Origin of the sequence: Nonomuraea sp. N2-4H, from assembly GCF_045291505.1 — a bacterium.
Lineage (GTDB): Bacteria > Actinomycetota > Actinomycetes > Streptosporangiales > Streptosporangiaceae > Nonomuraea > Nonomuraea fastidiosa.
The window spans coordinates 5379288-5399120 of sequence record NZ_CP147987.1 but is presented as its reverse complement, the minus strand read 5'-3'; the positions used below and the strand labels follow the sequence as shown (position 1 = coordinate 5399120).

The following is a 19833-nucleotide window of genomic DNA, read 5'->3' as shown; positions in this document are numbered from 1 at the left end:
TGCCCGCGGACCCCGCCCGCGAGGCGGCGGGCCCGGCAAGAGGCCACACCTGGGCTCAGGGCAGTCGCAGCTCGGCGAACACGCCGCGATGGTCGGTCCCGGGGACGTCCACCACCTCGACGTCGCGCACCGCCACCCGCCGGTCCGCCACCACGTGGTCGATGGAGATGATCGGCGGCATCGGACGGAAGTTCGGCCAGGTGGGCGTGAGGCCCTGGCCGAGCTGGTCGGCGGCGTCCACGTACCCCCTGTCCAGCAGCTCGCGGAAGGCGCGGTGGTCGAGGCTCGCGTTGAAGTCCCCGGCGAGCACCCTGATCGCCGACGGCGAGGGCCCGGGCAGCGCGCGCAGCGACGCCGTCCACTCCCGTTCCTTGCGGCCCAGGGGCGGGTTGGGGTGTACGGCGACGAACTCCACGCTGCTCCCGCCGGGCAGCGTCACGGTGGCGGCCGGCATGTTGTGCCCGATCGGCGTGAACAGGTCCTTCAGCTCCGCCACCGGATGCTTGGCGTAGATGCCGCTGCCCGTCACGTCGGCCTCCGGCTGCAGCACCCGGTACGGCAGCAGCTCCCGCAGCCCGGCCGCGTCGAGCCGGTCCGCCTCGGCGTGGGTCAGCTCAAGGGCGCTGAAGACGTCGATGTCGTAGCGGCGTACCAGGGCGACCACGGCGGCGGCGTCGGCACGGCCGAACAGGTTGACCGACAGCACCCGCAGCGGCGCGCCCTTGGCCGGCGGCTGCTCGGCGGCCACCGTACGCGGCGCCACGACGGCGGCCATCGTCACGCTCGCCAGCGCGGCGACCAGCGCCGCCCACCGGTTGCGGCGCAGCAGCGCCACGATCGCGGTCAGCGCCGCAAGCACCGCGCCGTACGGCGTCACGGTCATGAGCTGGGTGTCGAACGAGCCGCGCTCCCACCCGAAGAGCCGCTCGACCGCCCACACGCCGACCACCACGGCCGCCGTCCACGACATCCACCGCCTGCGCCGCCGTCGCCGCGGCACCGGCGCCTCGTCGCTCGCGGCTCGCTCGATGCCGACCGTCGTGCTCACTTCGTCGTCGTCCCGTCCCAGAGGAGGTAACTCGCCGATGCCCGGCCGCGCCAGGGACGGCGTCTAGCGTTTGCGGCCCACGCCCGCGTACATCCAGGCGGGCTCGTCGGGGAAGAGCGGCGTGTCCCGCCACTGCGACACCGCCACGAGCCCCGGCTCCAGCAGGTCGAACCCGTCGAAGTAGCGGCTGATCTGCTCGCCGGTGCGCGGCGTCCTGTGCATCGCCTGCGTGCTGGTCGCCGCCACGTAGTCGTCGGCGGTCTTCTTGTCGATCAGGTCGAGCGTCAGGTGGCTGAGCACCAGGTAGCTGCCCGACGGCAGCGCCTTCGTGTACGCCTTGACCAGGCCCTCGGGGTCGTCGCTGTCGGGGATGTGCATGAGGATCGCGACCATGACGAGCGCGATCGGCTGCGTGAAGTCGAGGGTGGCCAGCGTGTCGGGGTGCTCCAGGATCGAGCGGGGCTCGCGGACGTCGGCCTCGATGTACGCGGTGCGGCCCTCGGGCGTGCTGGTCAGCAGGGCCCTGGCGTGCGCCATCACGATCGGGTCGTTGTCGACGTAGACCACACGCGACTCCGGCGCCTCCTCCTGGGCCACCTCGTGGGTGTTGCCCTGGGTGGGGATGCCGGTGCCCAGGTCGAGGAACTGCCGCACGCCGAGCTGCGCGAGGTGGCGCACGGCCCGGCCGAGGAAGGCCCGGTTGTTCCGCGCGCTCTCGCGGATGCCCGGCACCGCGGCCATCGTCGCTTCGGCCACCCGGCGATCGGCTTCGAAGTTGTCCTTGCCACCGAGCCAGTAGTCGTAGACCCGGGCGGAGTGAGGAATGTTCGGGTTGATGCCGTGGGGTGCGCTCACACCGAGGATCTTACGGGCAAGTCAGGCTGATTCCGCGATCAGCCCTTGCGGCTCAGGCGGTCACGAACTCCGCGACGATCACCGTGGCGTCGCCCTTGGGCTCCTGAGCGGCCATCTCGTCTGCGCTCCTGAGCGGTCAGCTCCGTCGAAGACGCGATCCAGGCAGGCCGCAGGCGACGCGCCCGCCATGAGCAGCACCTCCAGCCGCTCCGCGCCCAGCGCGTCGAGCGCCCCCTCACTCGCGATCGCCACCCGGTCGCCGGGGCGCGGCTCCACCGTGCCCACCTGCACCTCGCTCGCCGCCGACGTGCTGCTGCCGGACCTCAACCTGGGCGGCACGATGGTCATGGACCGCGTCGCCGAGCTGTGCGCGGGCGGGCAGCGCGTCATCGTCTTCTCCGCGGCACCTTATCCGGCTGCGTCACGCTCCGTGCCGCGCTTGCTACCAAGCGATCTTCCCTGAAAGTTTCAACTTCCTGAGCAATATCGGGAAAGCCCTTTCCCCAGCTCAACCCCCGGGGTCACAGAGGGCGGGCGCGGTTGACAATCCGCCGTCACTTGGCCGTACGTCCGCCGTCAGATACCGTCCGCCACTGGGAGCGCTCCCAGCAACCGGCAACCCCCGACCGGAAACACGGAGACCGCACTATGCCCCAAGCACCACGTCGTCGCAGGGCGTCGCGTGCCCTGATCCTGCTCTTCTCCGCCCTGGGGATCCTGTTCGTGCCGCTCACCGGCACCGCCTCGGCGCACGGTTCCGTCATCGACCCGGCCACCCGCAACTACGGTTGCTGGGACCGCTGGGGCAGCGACCACCTGAACCCCGCCATGGCGCAGGAAGACCCGATGTGCTGGCAGGCGTGGCAGGACGACCCCAACGCCATGTGGAACTGGAACGGGCTCTACCGCGACAACGTCGGCGGCAACCACCAGGCCGCCGTGCCCGACGGCCAGCTCTGCAGCGCCGGCCAGACGCAGGGCGGCCGCTACCGCTCGATGGACACGCCGGGCGCGTGGAAGACGACGAGCCTCGGCAGCACGTTCGACATCCGGCTGTACGACCAGGCGCTGCACGGCGCCGACTACATCAGGGTCTACATCACCAAGCAGGGCTACGACGCCACCACCACGCCGCTCCGCTGGAGCGACCTGGAGCTGGTGAGGGAGACCCAGCGGTACGCCCCCGCGAACGAGTACCTGGTCACCGGCATCGACAAGGGCTCGCGCACCGGCCGCCACGTCGTCTACACGATCTGGCAGGCCTCGCACATGGACCAGGTCTACTACCTCTGCAGCGACGTCACCTTCAGCTGACGCGCTCGCCTGGCCGCTACGGGCGGGGGCTCGTGGAGGCGCGTACCGCCGGCTCGATGGGGTGGACGCGTTCCGCCCCCGCCTGTGCGGCCCCGGCAGCGGCTCGAACAGCAGCTCGGCGCAGCTTGGCCGGCCTTCTCGGGCCGCAGGCCGATGGCCGTGATGGGCGGGTCGGCCGGCGCGTGGCCGCACTGCCGACGCGGGAGGCGCGCAGTACGCCGGCCCCCGGCGCGCGCAGCCGCCGCGCCCCGCCTCGCGCGGATGGTCGGGGAGCTTGCCGAGCCGAGCATCAGAGCGCGCTCCGACCAGATGGCGCCGCCGGCCTGGCGCGCGCCGCCTCGGCCCCGCCGCCTCGACCGTGCCGCCTCGACCGCGCCGCCTCGGCTGTGCCGCCTCGGCCGCGCTCGCCGCGCTGGATCGCCGCGCTCGCCGCGCTGGGAGCCGGCGCCGTCTTCGCGCGAGAGGTTCCGCGCGCTGCTGCCCGGGGTAGTGGCTTTCGGCGTGGACGTACGGTCGGTCAAGGCCATGTTCAAGCTGAGCCAGGGCATCGACGCCGAACGGTACTCGCGCGTCCGCGCCGATCTCGCCGCCCGCAACCCGCGGCTCGCCGACTTGATGGATGCATCATGACTTTTCCTGCTTTCTCGTCCAGCCAGATCGACCCCCGCGCTCGTGGCAAGGAGCTCGGCACCCACCTGCGCGACCGCATCGCCGCCAACTACGCCGGCTACACCGACCTGTTCGCCGTCGCCGGCGCCACCCCCGAACAGGTGCGCGCGTGGGCCGAGCGGGCACTCGAAGCGAGCGCGGACTGGGCGCCCGAGCTGGCGGAGGAGATGACGGGCATCGCCGCGGGCTCCGGCCTTGAGCCGTGGCAGGTCGCCGTCGTCAACGCGCGCACGGAGATCCTGGCCGCCATCGACGCGACCGGGCACGGCGAGTGCTCGACCTCGGTGGTGCTGCCCGAGAGCGGCCCGCCGCGTACGGTGCAGACCTGGGACTGGCACGACCACCTGCGCGAGGCGCCGATGCTGTGGGAGCTGGAGCCGCGCCCGGGTCACGTCGTGCGCACGTTCACCGAGGCGGGCGCGCTGGCCAAGATCGGAGCCGCCACGTCCGGGCTCGGCGTGCACTTCAACATCCTGCGCCACGACTCCGACACCGACGACATCGGCGTGCCCGTGCACCTGATCGCCCGCCGCATCCTCGACGAGGCGGCCACGGTGGCGGAGGCGGCGGAGATCGCCCGCTCCGCCCGGGTCTCGGCCTCGACCGTCATCACCGTGGTCACCGCCTCGGACGAGGGGAACGACGCCGCGTCCATCGAGATCTCCCCGGCGGGCGTGGCCGTCATCCCGCCGGAACCCGACGGCGTGCTGCTGCACTGCAACCACTTCCACGACGCCGCGCTCGCGGCGGGGGAGCGGCACGCCACCTCGCGGCCCGGCACCTACGACCGGCTGCGCCACCTGCGCGACCACGTCGACGACCTGCGCGACCCCGACCAGCACGCGCGGGCGCTCGCCATGCTCAGCCACGCGCCGGACGCGCCCGTCTGCGCGCACCCCGACCTCACCCAGCCGCTCAACCAGCGGTGGGAGACGCTCGCCACGATCGGGCTCGACCTGCCCGCCGGGCATCTGCGGGTGCATCAGGGCGGGCCCTGCCAGGTCACCGAGGCGACCTGGCGGACGTTCTGAGCGTCACTTGAAGGCTCCGATGCCGGTCAGCGCCTTGCCGATGACCAGCGTGTGGACTTCGGAGGTGCCCTCGTAGGTGAGCACCGACTCCAGGTTCACCGCGTGCCTGATCACCGGGTATTCGAGGGTGACGCCGTTCGCGCCGAGCAGCGTGCGGCACTTCCTGGCGATCTCCAGGGCCTCCCGCACGTTGTTGAGCTTGCCCAGGCTCATCTGCTCGGGCGCGAGCGTCCCGGCCTCCTTCAGCCGGCCCAGGTGCACCGCGAGCAGCAGCCCCTTGCCCAGCTCCAGCGTCATGTCCGCGAGTTTCTCCTGGGTGAGCTGGTACGACGCCAGCGGCCTGGCGAACACCTCGCGGTCGGCCACGTACGCGAGCGTCGTCTCCAGGCAGTCGAGCGCCGCCCCCATCGCGCCGAACACGATGCCGAACCTGGCCTCGTTCAGGCAGCCGAGCGGCCCCGACAGGCCGCGCGCGCCGGGCAGCATCGCGTCGGCGGGCAGCCGCACGCCCTCCAGCACCAGCTCGCTGGTCACGCTCGCGCGCAGGGAGAGCTTGTGCTTGATCTCGTTGACGGTGAAGCCGGGTGTGCCGGCCGGGACCAGGAAGCCCCTGATGCCCTCGTCCGTACGCGCCCAGACCACGGCCACGTCCGCCACGGAGCCGTTGGTGATCCACATCTTGGTGCCGTTCAGCACCCAGTCGCCGCCCTCCCGCTTGGCCGTGGTGCGCATGCCGCCGGGGTCGGAGCCGAAGTCGGGCTCGGTCAGGCCGAAGCAGCCGATGCGCTCGCCGGCCGCCATCGCGGGCAGCCACTCCTGCTTCTGCTCCTCGCTGCCGTACTTCCAGATCGCGTACATGGCCAGGGAGCCCTGCACGGAGACGAGGCTGCGCAGGCCCGAGTCGGCGGCCTCCAGCTCCAGGCAGGCCAGCCCGTACGCGACCGCGCCCATGCCGGCGCAGCCGTACCCGTCGAGGTGCATGCCGAGCACGCCGAGCGAGCCGAGCGTGCGGGCCAGTTCGCGCGCGGGCAGCTCGCCGGCCTCGAACCAGCCCGCGACGTGCGGCCGGATCTCGCGGTCGCACACGCGCCTGACCGTGCTCCTGATCTCGCGTTCCTCCTCGGTCAGCAGGGTGTCGAGGGAGAAGAGAGCGGTGGGTGCGATCATGGCGTCTCCGTATTTTGGATCCAATATTGAAAATCCAATATGGCATAGTTAGGGTGCGTTGACCATGGACGTTCTGCATCTCATCGCCGGCCGCCGGGTCTGCACCCGCGCCGTCACCGTCTACCTGGGGGCGCCGGCATGAGCGGGGCGCTGTCGGGGCTGCTGATCGCCGACTTCAGCCGGGTGCTCGCCGGTCCTTACGCCACCATGCTCCTCGCCGACCTGGGCGCGGAGGTGGTCAAGGTCGAGCGGCCCGGCACCGGCGACGACACGCGGGCCTGGGGGCCGCCGTACGCGGGCGGCGAGGCCACGTACTTCCTGGGCGTCAACCGCAACAAGCGCTCCATCGCGCTCGACCTCAAGGAGGACATCGAGGTCGCCAGAGCCCTCGCCGCGCGGGCCGACGTGCTGGTGGAGAACTTCAAGCCGGGCACCATGGACCGGCTCGGGCTCGGCTACGAGGCGCTGCGCGAGCTGAACCCCGGGCTCGTCTACTGCTCCATCACCGGCTTCGGGTCCGGGGCGGGCGCCGGCCTGCCCGGCTACGACCTCATCGCCCAGGCCGTCGGCGGGCTGATGAGCGTCACCGGCGAGCCGGAAGGCCCCGGCACCAAGGCGGGCGTCGCGCTGGTGGACGTGATCACCGGACTGCACGCCGCGCTCGGCATCCTCGCCGCCCTCCGCCACCGCGACCGGTCAGGCGAAGGGCAGCGCATCGAGGTGTCCTTGCTGTCGTCGCTGCTGTCGGCGCTCACCAACCACTCCTCCGCGTACGCCGCCGCCGGGGTCGTGCCGCGCGCCATGGGCAACCGGCATCCGAGCATCGTGCCGTACGAGGTGTTCCAGGCCGCCGACCGCCCGATCGTCATCGCCGCGGGGAACGACCGCCAGTTCCGCGCCCTGTGCGCCGCCCTCGACCGGCCCGATCTCGCCGGCGACCCCCGCTACGCCACCAACGCCGATCGCGTCGCCGCCCGCGAGCCGCTCGTCGCCGAGCTCAACGCGGCGCTCGCCGAGCGCACGGCCGACGAGTGGTTCGCCCGGCTCACCGAGGCCGGGGTGCCGTGCGGCCCGATCAACGACCTGGCCGCCGCGTTCTCGCTCGCCGCCGGTCTCGGACTCGAACCCGCCGTGGACATCGACGGCGTCGGCCAGGTCGCGAACCCGCTGCGGCTCAGCGCCACCCCGCCCTCCTACCGCCGCAGGCCGCCCGCGCTCGGGCAGGACGAGGCGTGGGTTCGTGAGATATTGGGGCGGTGAGTCCGGACGAGGCACGACGCAGGCCGCCCACGGCCCAGCAGTTCGTGCTGGGCGAGCTGCGGCGGGCCATCACCACCGGCAGGCTGCGCCCCGGCGCGCCCATCCGGCAGGACGCGCTGGCCGAGGAGCTTCAGGTCAGCCGGGTCCCGCTGCGCGAGGCGCTCAAGACGCTGCAGGGCGAAGGGCTGGTCACCTACGAGGCCCATCGCGGCTACTTCGTCGAGACGCTCTCACTCGACGACCTGCGCGAGGTCTACCGCATCAGGGAGCTGCTGGAAGAGGAGGCCGTGCGCCGGGCGGTGCCCCGGCTGACGGACGACGACCTCGCCCGGCTCGAGGCCGCGCAGGACGACGTCGAGCGGGCCGCCGCCGCCGGCGACGTCGCGGCCATGGCCGCCGCCAACCGGGCGTTCCACATGATGTTGTTCGACTGCTCGGGGATGCCGCGCCTGGTCCGGCTGATCCGTACGCTGTGGGACTCCACCGACGCCTACCGGTCGATGTACTACGGCGAGCCGGGCAACAGGGAGCGGGTGATCAAGGAGCACCGCGCCACGCTCGACGCGCTGCGCCGCCGCTCCGCCGACGACGCCGTGGCCACGCTCGACGTGCACCGCGCCCACGCCGTCACCGCCCTCGCCCCGCTGCTCGACACCTGACCCGCAGGCGCGCATCCGCTCGGGGCGCTTTCCAGCGCCGGCGCCGGGCTTTTCGGCGCGGGGGGCTTTCCGCACGGGGTCGGCGTCGAGAGGCGCTTGCCGGGTCAGGCGCTCAGCAGCGGATCGTACGGCGGCACCCGGCCCCTGGCGATGCCGGGAGGAGAACCTTCCCGTGACGCCCCGCCGTCTCGCGATGCTCAGGCGGGCCCCGCGACGTTCAGGCGGAACGGCCGGCCAGGGTGAGCACGGCGTTCACCAGCTCGCGGCCGTTCAGCATGACGAGGTCGTTGTGCCCCGCGCCCGGGATCTCGACGACGGTGGCGCCGGCGGCCTCGGCGACCGCGCGGCTCAGGCGGGCGGGGACGATCGTGTCGGCGGTGCCGTACACGACGACGACCGGGGCGCGCACCCGGCCGACCCGCTCGGTGACGGGGAAGCGGTCGCGCAGGAGAGCGCGTACCGGAAGGAAGGGGTAGTTGACCTGACCGGCCGCCGCCAGGTCGGTGAACGGTGAGCGCAGCACCAGCCCGAGCGGCGGGCGCTCCACGGCCAGGCGGGTCGCGACCGCCGCGCCCAGGCTCTCGCCGAAGTACACCACCCGCCGGTCGCCGAGCCAGTCGCGCGCGGCCAGCGCGTCGCGGAACAGGCCCTCCTCGTCGGGGCCGCCCGGGTTGCCGCCGTAGCCGCGGTAGTCCATGAGCAGCACCCCGAGCCCGTGCTCCGCCAGCGCGCTCGCCAGCGGCGCCCGGTGCAGCCGGTTGCCCGCGTTGCCGCCCATCACCAGCACGGTCACGTCGCGCCGTCCCGGCACGTACCAGGCCGACAGCGTCAGGCCGTCGCTCGTGGTGAACGTGACGTCGCGCCCGTCCGGCAGCACCGACGCCGCCGGAGGCGCGGGCGAGCCGTCGGGCAGGTAGATCAGCCGCCGCTGGAACGCCCACAGCAGGGCGAGGAGCAGGACCGCCACCGCGGCGACGACCAGGACGGTGCGCATGAGCGTCGTCACGCCCTTCACGGTACGCACGCACTCCCGGCCTCGCACCCGTGAACGGCTTCGCACGTCGGTCTGGTGATCTCCGCGCTCCGCGCCCATGGAGGGTTTCGCGTGTCGGCCCAGCCATCTCCGGCCCCGGCCCCTCGCTTCACGCCCGCGCCCCTCCCTCCGCGTCCGCACCCTTCCGGCACGCCCGATTCACCGCAGGCGCCCAGCCGGGGAGGGCGGGAGGTGCCGTCGAGGCGCAGGCCCTGATGAGGGGTGATGGTGATGGCGGTCGGTCAGACGAGGGCGCCGGACCGGATCATGCGGTGGCTGCGGCAAGGGTGCCGGACCGGATCACGTGGCGGATGCGGCGAGCGTGCCGGACTGGATCACGTGGCGGATGTGGGCGGGGTCGGCGAGCACGCCGATGTCCTCCAGCGGGTCGCCGTCGAGCACCAGCAGGTCGGCGCGGGCGCCCACGGCGAGAGTGCCGATCTCGCCGGACATCCCGACCAGCTCCGCCGCGCCCGTGGTGGCGGCGCGCAGCACGTCGAGCGGCCGCTGCACCTCGGCGCGGAGCCGGAACTCCTGGTTCTGGTGCCGGTGCATGCCGCCGAGCAGGTCCGTCCCGTAGGCCAGCCGCACCCCGCCGCGCGCGGCGCGTTCGAGCGCGACGATGCCGGCTTCGAGCACGTCGTCCACCTTGCGCCAGCTGCTCTCCGACAGCCCGAACTCGCGGCCCTCCTCCTTCAGCGCCCAGTACGTCACCAGCGTCGGCACCAGGAAGGCGTCGTGCCGCAGGAACAGCTCCACGCTGGAGTCGTCGATGAGGTTGCCGTGCTCGATGGAGCGCACCCCGGCCTCCAGCGCCCGGTTGACGGCGCGGGCGGTGTAGGCGTGGGCGGCGACGTACCGGCCCGCGGCCTCGGCCTCCTCGACGGCGGCGCGCAGCTCGTCCATGGAGTACTGGGTGGAGTCGATGCGGTCGGTGGGGGAGGCGACGCCGCCGGACGCCATCACCTTGATGTGGTGCGCGCCCTTGCGCAGCTCGTCGCGGGCGGCGGTGCGTACGGCGTCCACGCCGTCGGCCACCCGTCCGACGCCCGCGCAGCACGGGTGGTCGTCGTCGAGGTGCTCGCCCCGGCCGCGGAAGTCGGCGTGGCCGCCGGTCTGGCTCAGCCCTTTGCCGCAGAACAGCAGCCGCGGCCCCCTGATCAGGCCCTCGGCCTGCGCGTCGGCGAGGCCGAAGTCGGCGCCCGACGCGTCGCGCACGGTGGTGAAGCCGCGGCTCAGCATGTCGCCCATGATGCGGGCGGCGTGCGCGGTCACGTACGACGGCGGCTTCGACCGCAGGGAACCGAGGTCGGCGCTGGAGGCGGTGACGTGCACGTGCGCGTCGATCAGGCCGGGCACGACCCGCGCGCCCGCCACGTCGATCACCCGGGTGCCGTCCGGCGCGGTGAGCCCGCGCCCGGTCTCGGCGATCCTGCCGTCGGCGCAGCGCAGGTCGGCCTCGGTGTACTCGCCGGTCTCGACGTCGAGCAGCAGCGCGTTGCGCAGCAGCAGGGTCATGCGGTACCTCCGAACGTGAAATCCTTGGCGATCTTCTGGGCGGCGGCCACCGAGGCGTCGTCGTAGGCGCCTTCGGCATCGAGGATGTTCAGCACGGCGGCGACCTCGCCGTCCGGGCCGAGCACGGGCACGTTGATGATCGAGCCGCAGCCGAGGCTCTCGATGAGCGCGTGGTCGGCGAAGATCTCCCGTACGGCGGCCTTGTCGCGGCCGAAGTACGGCTCGCGCCGCTCGATGCAGGTGGCCAGCCACCGCTGGGCCACCTCGACGGTCTTCTCGCCGCCCACCGGGTACTCGGCGGGGTGGCTGCTGTGGACGCGGCGCAGCGCCCGCCGCTGCGGCACCCAGGCCAGCACGGTGAACAGCCGCACGCCCACCTCCTCCCGTACGCGCCGCTCCAGCTCGTCCAGGTCGTTCACGTGGTCGCCTCCTCGGTGGCGGGTTCGGTGAGCTCTTCCAGCGATCGCCCTGCGGTGGCCAGCCCGAACACCATCACGCAGACCACTCCGGCCACCAGCACGGCGGTGGTGAGGCCGAACACCCCGGCGAAGCCGAGGCTCGCCGCCGACACGCCGATGATCGTCGGGGCCAGGATGCTGCCGACCCGCCCGAACGCGCTGGACAGGCCGGTGCCGGTGGCGCGGATCCAGGTCGGGAAGACCTCGGGGGTGTAGGAGTAGACGCCGGCGTACGTGCCGTTCAGGAAGAACGACAGCACCGCGCCCGCGAGCGTGATCGTGACGGGCGAGTCCATCTGCGACAGCCAGAACGCGCTGACCGCCGAGCCCGCGAGGTAGATGGCGATGGTGTTCTTGCGGTCGATCCGCTCCGACAGCCAGGCCGCGGAGAAGTAGCCGGGGATCTGCGCCAGGTAGATGATGATCGAGAACTCGAAGCTCTTGGTGACCGTGATGCCGCGCTGCACGAGCAGCGTCGGGATCCAGGAGAAGAACCCGTAGTACGAGAACGTGATCACGAACCAGATCAGCCAGATGACCGCCGTGCGCTTGGCCATGGCCTTGCTCCACAGGTAGCGCAGGGCGCTGAGCAGGTTCACCGTGGGCGTCTGCGCGGCCGGGGCGACGGCGGTCTCGGGCACCGGGGGCAGCGGGCCGCCGACGGCGCGCTCGACGCGCCGCTCCAGGTCGGCGACCACCTGCTCGGCCTCGCTCGTACGGCCCTGCTGCAGCAGGTAGCGGGGCGACTCGGGCAGCGAGCGCCGCCACCACAGCAGCATGAGGATCGGCACCGCGGTGATGATCTGCGCGATGCGCCAGCCCTCGTCGAACGTCGGCACCACGAACCGGCCGATCAGCGCCGCCGCCACGAAGCCGAACGAGAAGAACCCCGACAGTGCGCCGACGAACCAGCCGCGCCGCTTGGCCGGTACGAACTCCGACAGGAACGGCGCGATGATCGCGCTCTCCGCGCCGGCGCCCGCCCCGGCCAGCACGCGGGCGGCCAGGAACACCTCGTAGTTGGGGGCGAACGCGGCGACCACCGAGAAGGCGGCGTAGAAGGCGAGCGCGTACATCATGACCTTCTTGCGCCCGATCCTGTCACCGAGCAGCCCGGCCGCCGTCGCGCCGAACAGGAACCCGAACGGCGTCGCCGATCCGATGATGCCGAGCTGCCCGTTGGACAGGTTCCATGCCTCCTGCGCGCTCGGCAGCAGGAACGCGACGACCGCGGAGTCCATGCCGTCGAAGGTGTATCCGAGGCCGCCGATCAGGAGGAGGAGGTAGTGAGGACGGCTCAGCGGGAGCCGGTCCAGACGGGCCAACAAGGTCATCGAACACACCTTTCACCAGGTTGTGGCCCTGCAGGTCGATTGCGCAGCAACATATAGTGCGTTTCGCTAAAATTGCAATGTTCTTTGCAAAACTCGCGGAGCCGGAGCACGTAGGATGCTCCCGGCTGAAGGCCCACAGAGCGGCCGAGCGGCCGGTGAGGAGAGAGAACGGGTGACAGGCACCGACAGCTTCGAGGAGTGGCTGCGCGAGCGGCTGCCGGCGCGCGGGCTGCGCGGCAAGTCGGCCGCCGTGCTCGAAGTGCTGCTCTCCCAGCCGCGCCGGGCCTCGTTCGGGTCGGCGCAGGAGCTGGCCCAGCTCGCCGGGGTCAACGTGGCCACCGTCACCCGCACGGCGCAGGCGCTCGGCTTCGCCGGCTGGCCCGCGCTCCAGCAGGAGCTGCGCGCCCGCTACCTCTCCTCGCTCAGCGCCGGCCAGGTCGCCGCCGAGCACCGGGGCGCCGGCTCGCCCAGCGCCCGCTCGCTGCGCCGCGACCTCGACAGCCTGGCCCTGCTCAACCGGCGGCTCGACGAGCGCGTCCTCGTCACCATCGCCGAGGCGGTCGCGGCGGCCCGGCGTACGGTGATCGTCGCCGACGGCAGCTACGCCGCCGTGGGCCTCGCGCTCGCGCACAACGCCCGCCTGGCCGGCTACCCGGTCACCGCCGTCACCGGGGGAGATGCCGAGCTCGCCAACACCATGGCCGCCATCGGCGAGGGCGACGTGCTGATCGCGATCAGCTTCTGGCGTCTGTACGAGAGCACCGTCCTGGCCGCCAACGAGGCCCGCGCGCGCGGCGTGCGCGTCTTCGCCGTCACCGACGCCGCCAGCCCTGCCCTGGCCAAGGCCGCCGAGGAGGTCGTCATGGTGCCGGCGGAGGGCGAGGCGTTCTTCCCGTCGCTGACCGCCGGCATCGCCGTCGCCCAGGCCCTGGTCACCCAGCTCGCCGCCGTGGACCCGGCGCGTACGGGGGCCTCCATCGAGGCGGCGGAGGCCATGTGGGGGAAGTTCTCACTCCTGCACCGCCGCCCCGCTCCCGCGCCCAGCTCCACGGACCGCCCCGCCTGACTCCAAGGACCGCCCGCCGCCCCGCCTGGCTCCAAAGGACCCGGCCCGCTGCCCCGCCTGACTTCGCGGATCGGCCCGCCGCCCCGAGCGAGCCGCATGAGAACTGCTCAGAAGCGCACGCTGGTCATGCGGGAGCGGCTATGGGCGCATGCGGGCGGCGGCCCGGCGGGCTGCGGTCACGGGGCGGGCGGCTGATTGCGGAGGCCGGGCCGTGGGCGCACTATGGGCGCGGGTCGATGGGGTGCGGGCGGGTCAGAGCCAGCTCGCGCGTACGCTGGTCGCGACTTCGGCGCCCTCGGGCACGGGCGAGGAGCGGACGGCGTCGAGCAGCCGTGCGACCGTCTCCACGATCTCGGGCGCGCGCTCGCGCAGCCCCTTGACGTCGGCCTCGCTCACCGTGTCGCGCGGCTCGCCGGCCTGGTCGAGCACGCCTTCCAGGTCCGACAGCCGCTCCCGCAGCCACTTCAGCGGCTCCTGCGACAGCTGCGGGTCGAACACCCGCCGCCCCGGCTCCCAGCCGTTCACGCCCGGGTGGTGGTGCGTACGGTCGAAGCTGCCGGGCGTCCCCGAGACCGACTCCAGCAGGTCCACCCGCCAGATCGGCCGATCGACGGTGATCGGGCGGGCGGAGTAGATCGACCCCTTCAGCTCGCCCGTCTCCAGCCTGCGCAGCTCGAGCCGCACTCCGCGCTCGGCGCCCTCCTGCCCCTTCATGGGCTGGGGATCGACGAAGAAGATGTCGCTGACGGCCACGCCGATGCGATCGAAGCCGAAGAGGTAGAGCACGGGAGACCACGTCCTTCGCGGGTGTCGGGCACGCTCCTCGACTCAACGTAACACCGAGAACCGGGCGTTCAAGGGCGCGGCGCGAGGGCGTGGTCAGCGGGGTGGCAGGTGGTCGTGAGCCCACTGGGAGATCTGCTCGAGCGCCGGCATGAGCGCCCAGCCCGCCTCGGTCAGCTCGTACGACACCGCGACCGGCGGCCCCTCGTCGACCTTGCGGGCGACCAGCCCCGCCTTGGTCAGCTCGGAGAGCCGGTCGGACAGCACGGAGTCGCTGACCCCGTCGATGGCCCGTGACAGCTCGCGGAACCCGGCCGGTCCCGAGCGCAGGCTGCCCAGCACGACGGCGATCCAGCGCTTGCCGAGCAGGGTGAAGGCGCGGGTGAGCGCCTCGTCGCGGCGATTACAGGCTTCCACGTTGTGGGTCGTCGGTGCCGCCATGCCTTCAACGCTAGCAGAAATACTGCTGCTTTGATTTTCGAAGTAGGTATGAATAACCTAGCCGCATCTCGATACCTAGCAAGGAGTTCGCTGATGAGCCAGAAGCCGAAGCCTGCGGGCAGCCGCCCGTCCGTCGTGGTGCTCGGCGGTGGTTACGGCGGCCACAAGGTCGCCAAGCTGCTCGACGATGTCGCCGACGTGACGCTCGTCGACCCGTCTGACGCCTTCGTGCACAACGTGGCCTCATGGCGGGCGCTGGTCGAGCCCGAGTGGCTGGACCGGATCTTCCTGCCGTACAGCCGGCTGCTGAAGCACGGCCGGTTCCTGCGTGACAGGGCGGTCGCCGCCGACGGCCGCCGCGTGACGCTCGCGTCGGGGACCACGCTGGAGCCCGACTACCTGGTGCTGGCCACGGGGTCGGCCTACCCGTTCCCCGCCAAGATCGCCACTCCGGACGCGGCCGCCGCCAAGGCCGAGGTGCGCCGCGCGCACGACGCGCTGAAGGAGGCGGAGCGGGTGCTGCTGATCGGCGCCGGCCCGGTCGGGCTCGAGCTGGCGGGTGAGATCAAGGCGGCCTTCCCCCGCAAGCACGTCACGCTCGCCGACATGTCCGACGACATCCTGCCCGGCCCGTTCCAGCCGTCGCTGCGCGCGGAGCTGCGCCGCCAGCTCGACGACATCGGCGTGGAGCTCAAGCTCGGCAGCCCGCTGCGGGAGCTGCCCGCCGCCGCGCCCGCCACGGTGGCGCCCATCGCGATCGCGACCGGATCGGGGGAGAAACTCGTCGCCGACATGTGGTTCCGCTGCTTCGGCGTGCAGCTGCGCACCGACTACCTGCGCGGCGAGCTGGCCGCCGCCCGTGACGCGCGCGGCTACGTACAGGTGGACGAGATGCTGCGGGTGCGCGGTCAGGAGCGGGTGTTCGCGATCGGCGACATCGCCGACGCCGACCGCGACATGGCCGCGTACGCCGGGCGGCAGGGCGAGCTGCTGGCGGGCAACCTGCGCGCGCTCATCACCGGCGAGGGCGAGCCGGTCCCGTACGAGAAGCAGCCGCCGATGATCCTCGTCCCGCTCGGCCCCGCGGGCGGCGCCGGCCAGCTCCCCGACCAGGGGGTCGTCGGCGCCGAGGCCGCCGCGGAGATCAAGGGCCGCGACATGCTCGCCACGTACGCGAGCGCGCACTTCGACGTCACGGACGCCACCGCCTGAGCCGGATCAGGGGCCTGGCCGCATGACCCGGGATGAGGGGGCGGGCCATGCGGCCCCGGATCCGCAGGCGGGGGACGCGGGTCAGGGCCGCGAGGGCCCGTGGCGGGGGCGCGCCCCCGGAGCCCCGGCGCGGGCCAGAGCGGGGGCGTGCCCCAGAGGCCCGGGCGGGCGCGGGTCAGGGTTCGACGAGGCCGGCGCGGATGGCGTAGCGGGTGAGTTCGAGCCGGTCGCGCATCCCGAGCTTCTGCAGGATGTTCGCCCGGTGCCGATCGACCGTCTTCACGCTGATGACCAGCGTCTCGGCGATCTCCTTGGCCGAGTTGCCCTCCGCGATCAGCTTGACGATCTCCTCCTCCCGAGGCGTCAGGATGCTCTCGGGCAGGCGCTCGCCCTCGCGGTCGCGCTGGAGGTAGTCGCGGATGAGCGCGGTGATCGCCCCGGGGTACAGGAAGGGCTCGCCCCGCATGGTGGCCCGGCACGCCTCCAGCAGGTCCTGGTCGGCGACCGACTTGAGCACATAACCGGACGCCCCGACCTTGAGCGACTCGAAGAAGTACTGCTCGTTGTCGTACATCGAGAGCATCAGGATGCGGATGCCGGGCGCCCGGCGGTTGATCTCCCTGGCCGCCTGGAGCCCGGTCATGCGGGGCATCGCGATGTCGAGGATGGCCAGATCCACCTTGTCGTCGTCGGCGGCGGCCACCGCCTCGGCGCCGTCCGCGGCCTCCGCGACCACCTCGAGGTCGGGCTCGGCGTCGAGGATCAGGCGCAGCCCCCGCCGTACGAGGGCGTGATCGTCGGCCAGCAGGATCCGGGTCTTGTTCACGAGGTTGCGCTCCGATTCGCGGGACATGGGATGACCAGGCTCACGCGCGTGCCCTCGCCTGGCGGTGAGTCGACGGTCAGGCGGGCGCCGATCAGCAGGGCACGCTCGCGCATGCCGCGGATCCCGGCGCCGTCCTGGCGCGCGCCGCCCTGCCCGTCGTCGGTGATCCGCAGCACCAGCCGGCCGTTCTCGGCCTTGAGCGACAGCTCGGCATGCTCGGCGTGGGCGTGCCTGGCGATGTTGGTCAGGCTCTCCTGCGCGATCCGGTACAGCACCAGCTCGACGTCCGAGCCGAGGTCGGGCAGGTCGGCCTCGACGCACCGGGTCACCTTCACGCCGCTCATCTGCGAGACGTCCACGGCCAGGGCGTTGAGCGCGCTGTGCAGGCCGAGGTCCTCCAGGACGCCGGGCCGCAGCCGCCGGGCGACCTGGCGGACCTCGTCGAGGCTGGCGCGCACGGTCTCCTGCACGGCGTGGAGCTCCTCGCGCAGGTCGTCGGGCGCGCGGTCCACCACACGCTTCAGCCCGAGCAGCACCACGGTCAGGCTCTGGCCGATCTCGTCGTGCAGCTCGCGGGCGATGCGCCGGCGCTCGCCCTCCTGCGCGGCCAGCGCGTGCGCGCTGCTCGCGCTGCGCTCGGCCTCCAGCCTGTCGAGCATCGCGTTGAACGTGTCGATCAGGTGGGTGAGGTCGCTGTTGCCCCCGTCGGACAGGCGGTCGCCGGTGCCCAGCAGGTCGACGCGCTGCATGAGCGAGGTGAGCGCGTCGAGCGGGGCCAGGCTGCGCCGCAGCAGCAGCGCGTTCGCGCCCAGCATCACCGCGAGCCCCACGAGCAGCACCGGCACTTCCGCGAGGACGATCGGCGATGAGATGGTGGCGGGAGAGAACGCCAGCACGAGCGTGCCGATCGTGAACACCAGCCCGTTGATGACAACCAGCCGCCGGAACAGCGCCTGAGCCGGTGTGCGCGGCAGTTGCACCGCCCGGTGCGCCGCCCCCTCGGCCACGCGGTCGTTCATAGCCTCAGCCTCTTCGTCTAGGGCCTTCGTTGTCCATCCGGGCTGACCCTCATCCGTAGCCCACGCCTACATGTTGTATCCCCGCGGAGATGGGTGACGGACCCGATGGTTCGGGCCCCCTTTCCGCCACGACACTTGAGCGGAGCCGGATTGGAGAGATAGCGGATGTCATGCATGCCAGCGAAATCGCCGTGAACCTGCCCACCGTCACCGCCGGCGACCCTGTCACCAAGGCGGTCCGCCTCATGGCCCTGGGCCGCATGCCCGGCCTGATCGTGGTGGACGAGCAGGGACGGCCCTCCTGCGTCCTGCCGGGGACGCAGGTGCTGCGGCTGGCGGTGCCGGGGGCGTACCAGGAGGACCCGGCCCTGTGCCGGGCCATCGACGAGGCCCACGCCGACGTGTTCTGGGGAGAGCTGGGCGAGCGGACGGTCGGTGACTGCCTGCCCCGGCATCCGGTCACCCCCGCGACCGTGCGCTTGGAGGCGACGCTGCTGGAGGTGGCCGCGCTGATGGCGCGGCTGCGCAGCCCCATCGTCGCCGTCGTCGGCCGCGACGGCGCGCTCGAGGGGGCCATCACCCTCGAACGCCTGCTCACCTGCCTGGCCCTCGCTTCAGACGACTGACAGAACCTTGGCCCGCCCGGCGTGTGCCGCGCGGCCACGCCTCGACCTTCCGGGCGTGCTCCGCCGGTGTCGCCGCGGCGGTTCACCCATCTCCGAAAGGTCTTCGCCATGTTCGCCCTTCACTGCGTTGTTCCGTCATGCGTTGAATGTCTGCTTTGTCGATACGTACCCGCTGAACGCGGGCTCTCCGCCGACGGGCAGGCCGGCCCGCCGGGGCGGCACGGATGAGCGCCTTCCTCGCACTGGCCATCTTCATCGTGGCGTTCTTCTTCATCGCCACGGAGAAGATCAACAAGGTCAAAGTCGTCCTCATCGCCGCGGGGCTGATGGCCGTGCTCGGCCTGATCCCGGGCGCGGAGGTGTTCTACTCCGAGCACGAGGGCATCGACTGGAACGTCATCTTCCTGCTGTTCGGCATGATGATCATCGTCGGGATCATCAAGCAGACAGGCGTCTTCGATTACCTGGCCATCTGGGCGGCCAAACGCGCCAAAGGACGGCCCTACCGGCTGATGGTGATGCTGATGGGCATCACCGCCATCGCCTCGCCGTTCCTCGACAACGTCACCACCATCATGCTGGTGGCGCCCGTCACGATCGTGGTGTGCAACCGGCTGCGGATCAGCGCGCGGCCGTACCTGATCGCCGAGGTGCTGGCCTCCAACATCGGCGGCGCGGCCACGCTCATCGGCGACCCGCCCAACATCATCATCGGCAGCCGCGGCGGGCTGACGTTCAACGACTTCCTCGTGCACATGACGCCGATCGTGGTGCTCATCTTCACCGTGTTCGTGCTGTTCACCAGGGTGCTGTTCCGCAACTCGTTCCAGTACAACGCCGAGCACGTGGCCGAGGTGATGGCGCTGCAGGAGCGGCGGGCCATCACCGACCCGCGGCTGCTGGTGCGCTGCCTGGTGGTGCTCGGTGCGGTGATCGCCGGGTTCGGGCTGCACGCGGTGGTGCACGTCGAGCCGTCGATCGTGGCGCTCGTCGGCGCCGGCGTCATGCTGCTGGTCTCCCGCGCGAACGTCGACGACGTGCTGCGCGAGGTCGAGTGGCCGACGCTGGTGTTCTTCATGGGCCTGTTCGTCATGGTGGCGGGGCTCGTGCACACCGGCGTGATCGCCGCCATCGGCACCTGGGCGCTGGACGTGCTGGGCGACAACTACCTGGTCGCCGCGACGGCGCTGCTGTTCGGCTCTGGCGCGCTCGGCGCGTTCTTCGACAACATCCCCTACGTCGCCACGACCGCGCCCATCGTGGAAGGCGTCGTCGAGGCCGCGACCGACCCGCAGGCCGGGCAGGCGCTGTGGTGGGCCTTCGCGCTCGGCGCCGACTTCGGCGGCAACGGCACCGCGGTCGCGGCCAGCCCCAACGTGGTCGCGCTCGGCATCGCCGCGCGCAACGGACACAAGATCACCTTCTGGCAGTTCACCCGGTACGGCATCATCGTCACCGCGCTGAGCATCGCGCTCGCCTGGCTGTACGTCTGGCTGCGCTACTTCACCTGATCC

At 72.1% G+C, this 19833-nt stretch carries 20 protein-coding genes; 9 read left to right on the top strand and 11 right to left on the bottom strand.

Going from position 1 to position 19833, the window contains the following annotated elements; all coding sequences use genetic code 11:
* Window positions 1–55: 55 nt before the first annotated feature.
* Window positions 56–1048, bottom strand: a complete 993-nt coding sequence (locus WBK31_RS24745) for an endonuclease/exonuclease/phosphatase family protein (protein ID WP_364056339.1) — start codon at window positions 1046–1048, stop codon at window positions 56–58.
* Between the two features lie 63 nt (window positions 1049–1111).
* Window positions 1112–1903, bottom strand: coding sequence for an SAM-dependent methyltransferase (locus WBK31_RS24740; protein WP_364056336.1), 792 nt, complete (start codon window positions 1901–1903; stop codon window positions 1112–1114).
* A 187-nt stretch (window positions 1904–2090) separates the two neighbouring features.
* Here WBK31_RS24740 and WBK31_RS24735 point away from each other — a divergent pair, with 187 nt between their 5' ends.
* The 3 genes from WBK31_RS24735 (at window position 2091) to WBK31_RS24725 (ending at window position 4917) form a co-directional block, all read left to right on the top strand.
* Window positions 2091–2366: a hypothetical protein gene (locus WBK31_RS24735; RefSeq protein ID WP_364056333.1), complete on the top strand. Its 276-nt coding sequence runs from the start codon at window positions 2091–2093 to the stop codon at window positions 2364–2366.
* Window positions 2367–2551: 185 nt separating this feature from the next.
* The gene (locus WBK31_RS24730) at window positions 2552–3217 is read left to right on the top strand and encodes a lytic polysaccharide monooxygenase (protein WP_364056330.1); all 666 of its coding nucleotides are present in this window, start codon (window positions 2552–2554) and stop codon (window positions 3215–3217) included.
* A gap of 626 nt (window positions 3218–3843) precedes the next feature.
* On the top strand, window positions 3844–4917 hold the full coding sequence (locus WBK31_RS24725) for a C45 family peptidase (protein ID WP_364056327.1): 1074 nt from the start codon (window positions 3844–3846) through the stop codon (window positions 4915–4917).
* Window positions 4918–4920: 3 nt separating this feature from the next.
* On the opposite strand, the gene WBK31_RS24720 is transcribed toward WBK31_RS24725, so the two are convergent.
* Window positions 4921–6084, bottom strand: coding sequence for an acyl-CoA dehydrogenase family protein (locus WBK31_RS24720; RefSeq protein ID WP_406673231.1), 1164 nt, complete (start codon window positions 6082–6084; stop codon window positions 4921–4923).
* Window positions 6085–6222: 138 nt separating this feature from the next.
* Here WBK31_RS24720 and WBK31_RS24715 point away from each other — a divergent pair, with 138 nt between their 5' ends.
* A complete protein-coding gene (locus WBK31_RS24715) occupies window positions 6223–7344 on the top strand; it encodes a CoA transferase (RefSeq protein ID WP_364056321.1) in 1122 nt (373 codons plus the stop codon).
* Complete coding sequence (locus WBK31_RS24710) at window positions 7341–8003, top strand: GntR family transcriptional regulator (protein ID WP_364056318.1); 663 nt, start codon at window positions 7341–7343, stop codon at window positions 8001–8003. The genes WBK31_RS24715 and WBK31_RS24710 overlap by 4 nt, the downstream gene beginning before the upstream one ends.
* Window positions 8004–8220: 217 nt before the next feature.
* On the opposite strand, the gene WBK31_RS24705 is transcribed toward WBK31_RS24710, so the two are convergent.
* The 4 genes from WBK31_RS24705 to WBK31_RS24690 all read right to left on the bottom strand — a co-directional run bounded on the left by WBK31_RS24705 (window position 8221) and on the right by WBK31_RS24690 (window position 12346).
* Window positions 8221–9009 carry an alpha/beta hydrolase gene (locus WBK31_RS24705; protein WP_378787319.1) on the bottom strand — a complete coding sequence of 263 codons (789 nt, stop codon included), beginning with the start codon at window positions 9007–9009 and terminating at the stop codon, window positions 8221–8223.
* A 327-nt stretch (window positions 9010–9336) separates the two neighbouring features.
* Window positions 9337–10554 (bottom strand): amidohydrolase family protein, encoded by a 1218-nt coding sequence (locus WBK31_RS24700; RefSeq protein ID WP_406673230.1) that lies wholly within the window; start codon window positions 10552–10554, stop codon window positions 9337–9339.
* Entirely contained in the window at window positions 10551–10973 is a 423-nt protein-coding gene (locus WBK31_RS24695; protein ID WP_406673229.1) for a GAF domain-containing protein, read from the bottom strand. The genes WBK31_RS24700 and WBK31_RS24695 overlap by 4 nt, the downstream gene beginning before the upstream one ends.
* On the bottom strand, window positions 10970–12346 hold the full coding sequence (locus WBK31_RS24690; protein ID WP_406673228.1) for an MFS transporter: 1377 nt from the start codon (window positions 12344–12346) through the stop codon (window positions 10970–10972). Before WBK31_RS24690 ends, WBK31_RS24695 begins: the two co-directional genes overlap by 4 nt.
* 172 nt (window positions 12347–12518) lie before the next feature.
* Here WBK31_RS24690 and WBK31_RS24685 point away from each other — a divergent pair, with 172 nt between their 5' ends.
* Window positions 12519–13412, top strand: coding sequence for a MurR/RpiR family transcriptional regulator (locus WBK31_RS24685; protein ID WP_378787324.1), 894 nt, complete (start codon window positions 12519–12521; stop codon window positions 13410–13412).
* Between the two features lie 252 nt (window positions 13413–13664).
* On the opposite strand, the gene WBK31_RS24680 is transcribed toward WBK31_RS24685, so the two are convergent.
* A complete protein-coding gene (locus WBK31_RS24680) occupies window positions 13665–14198 on the bottom strand; it encodes a hypothetical protein (RefSeq protein WP_406673227.1) in 534 nt (177 codons plus the stop codon).
* Window positions 14199–14291: 93 nt separating this feature from the next.
* On the bottom strand, window positions 14292–14636 hold the full coding sequence (locus WBK31_RS24675; RefSeq protein WP_364056297.1) for a helix-turn-helix domain-containing protein: 345 nt from the start codon (window positions 14634–14636) through the stop codon (window positions 14292–14294).
* 93 nt (window positions 14637–14729) lie between these two features.
* Here WBK31_RS24675 and WBK31_RS24670 point away from each other — a divergent pair, with 93 nt between their 5' ends.
* Window positions 14730–15848: an NAD(P)/FAD-dependent oxidoreductase gene (locus WBK31_RS24670; protein ID WP_406673226.1), complete on the top strand. Its 1119-nt coding sequence runs from the start codon at window positions 14730–14732 to the stop codon at window positions 15846–15848.
* 175 nt (window positions 15849–16023) lie between these two features.
* On the opposite strand, the gene WBK31_RS24665 is transcribed toward WBK31_RS24670, so the two are convergent.
* Together WBK31_RS24665 and WBK31_RS24660 are read right to left on the bottom strand one after the other, a co-directional pair.
* Entirely contained in the window at window positions 16024–16701 is a 678-nt protein-coding gene (locus tag WBK31_RS24665) for a response regulator transcription factor (RefSeq protein WP_364056291.1), read from the bottom strand.
* Entirely contained in the window at window positions 16671–17693 is a 1023-nt protein-coding gene (locus WBK31_RS24660; RefSeq protein WP_364056288.1) for a histidine kinase, read from the bottom strand. The genes WBK31_RS24665 and WBK31_RS24660 overlap by 31 nt, the downstream gene beginning before the upstream one ends.
* Window positions 17694–17863: 170 nt before the next feature.
* On the opposite strand from WBK31_RS24660, the gene WBK31_RS24655 reads away from it, so the two are divergent.
* Window positions 17864–18319, top strand: coding sequence for a CBS domain-containing protein (locus WBK31_RS24655; RefSeq protein WP_364056286.1), 456 nt, complete (start codon window positions 17864–17866; stop codon window positions 18317–18319).
* Window positions 18320–18543: 224 nt separating this feature from the next.
* Window positions 18544–19830 (top strand): SLC13 family permease, encoded by a 1287-nt coding sequence (locus tag WBK31_RS24650; RefSeq protein ID WP_406673225.1) that lies wholly within the window; start codon window positions 18544–18546, stop codon window positions 19828–19830.
* Window positions 19831–19833 lie beyond the last annotated feature (3 nt).

Bases quoted from the DNA above. Each gene is read 5' to 3' on its own strand.
- WBK31_RS24700 (WP_406673230.1), bottom strand. From the start codon at position 10,554: ATGACCCTGCTGCTGCGCAACGCGCTGCTGCTCGACGTCGAGACCGGC.
- WBK31_RS24720 (WP_406673231.1), bottom strand. From the start codon at position 6,084: ATGATCGCACCCACCGCTCTCTTCTCCCTCGACACCCTGCTGACCGAG.
- WBK31_RS24655 (WP_364056286.1), top strand. From the start codon at position 17,864: ATGCATGCCAGCGAAATCGCCGTGAACCTGCCCACCGTCACCGCCGGC.
- WBK31_RS24665 (WP_364056291.1), bottom strand. From the start codon at position 16,701: ATGTCCCGCGAATCGGAGCGCAACCTCGTGAACAAGACCCGGATCCTG.
- WBK31_RS24725 (WP_364056327.1), top strand. From the start codon at position 3,844: ATGACTTTTCCTGCTTTCTCGTCCAGCCAGATCGACCCCCGCGCTCGT.
- WBK31_RS24660 (WP_364056288.1), bottom strand. From the start codon at position 17,693: ATGAACGACCGCGTGGCCGAGGGGGCGGCGCACCGGGCGGTGCAACTG.
- WBK31_RS24730 (WP_364056330.1), top strand. From the start codon at position 2,552: ATGCCCCAAGCACCACGTCGTCGCAGGGCGTCGCGTGCCCTGATCCTG.
- WBK31_RS24690 (WP_406673228.1), bottom strand. From the start codon at position 12,346: ATGACCTTGTTGGCCCGTCTGGACCGGCTCCCGCTGAGCCGTCCTCAC.
- WBK31_RS24675 (WP_364056297.1), bottom strand. From the start codon at position 14,636: ATGGCGGCACCGACGACCCACAACGTGGAAGCCTGTAATCGCCGCGAC.
- WBK31_RS24650 (WP_406673225.1), top strand. From the start codon at position 18,544: ATGAGCGCCTTCCTCGCACTGGCCATCTTCATCGTGGCGTTCTTCTTC.
- WBK31_RS24670 (WP_406673226.1), top strand. From the start codon at position 14,730: ATGAGCCAGAAGCCGAAGCCTGCGGGCAGCCGCCCGTCCGTCGTGGTG.
- WBK31_RS24715 (WP_364056321.1), top strand. From the start codon at position 6,223: ATGAGCGGGGCGCTGTCGGGGCTGCTGATCGCCGACTTCAGCCGGGTG.
- WBK31_RS24735 (WP_364056333.1), top strand. From the start codon at position 2,091: ATGAGCAGCACCTCCAGCCGCTCCGCGCCCAGCGCGTCGAGCGCCCCC.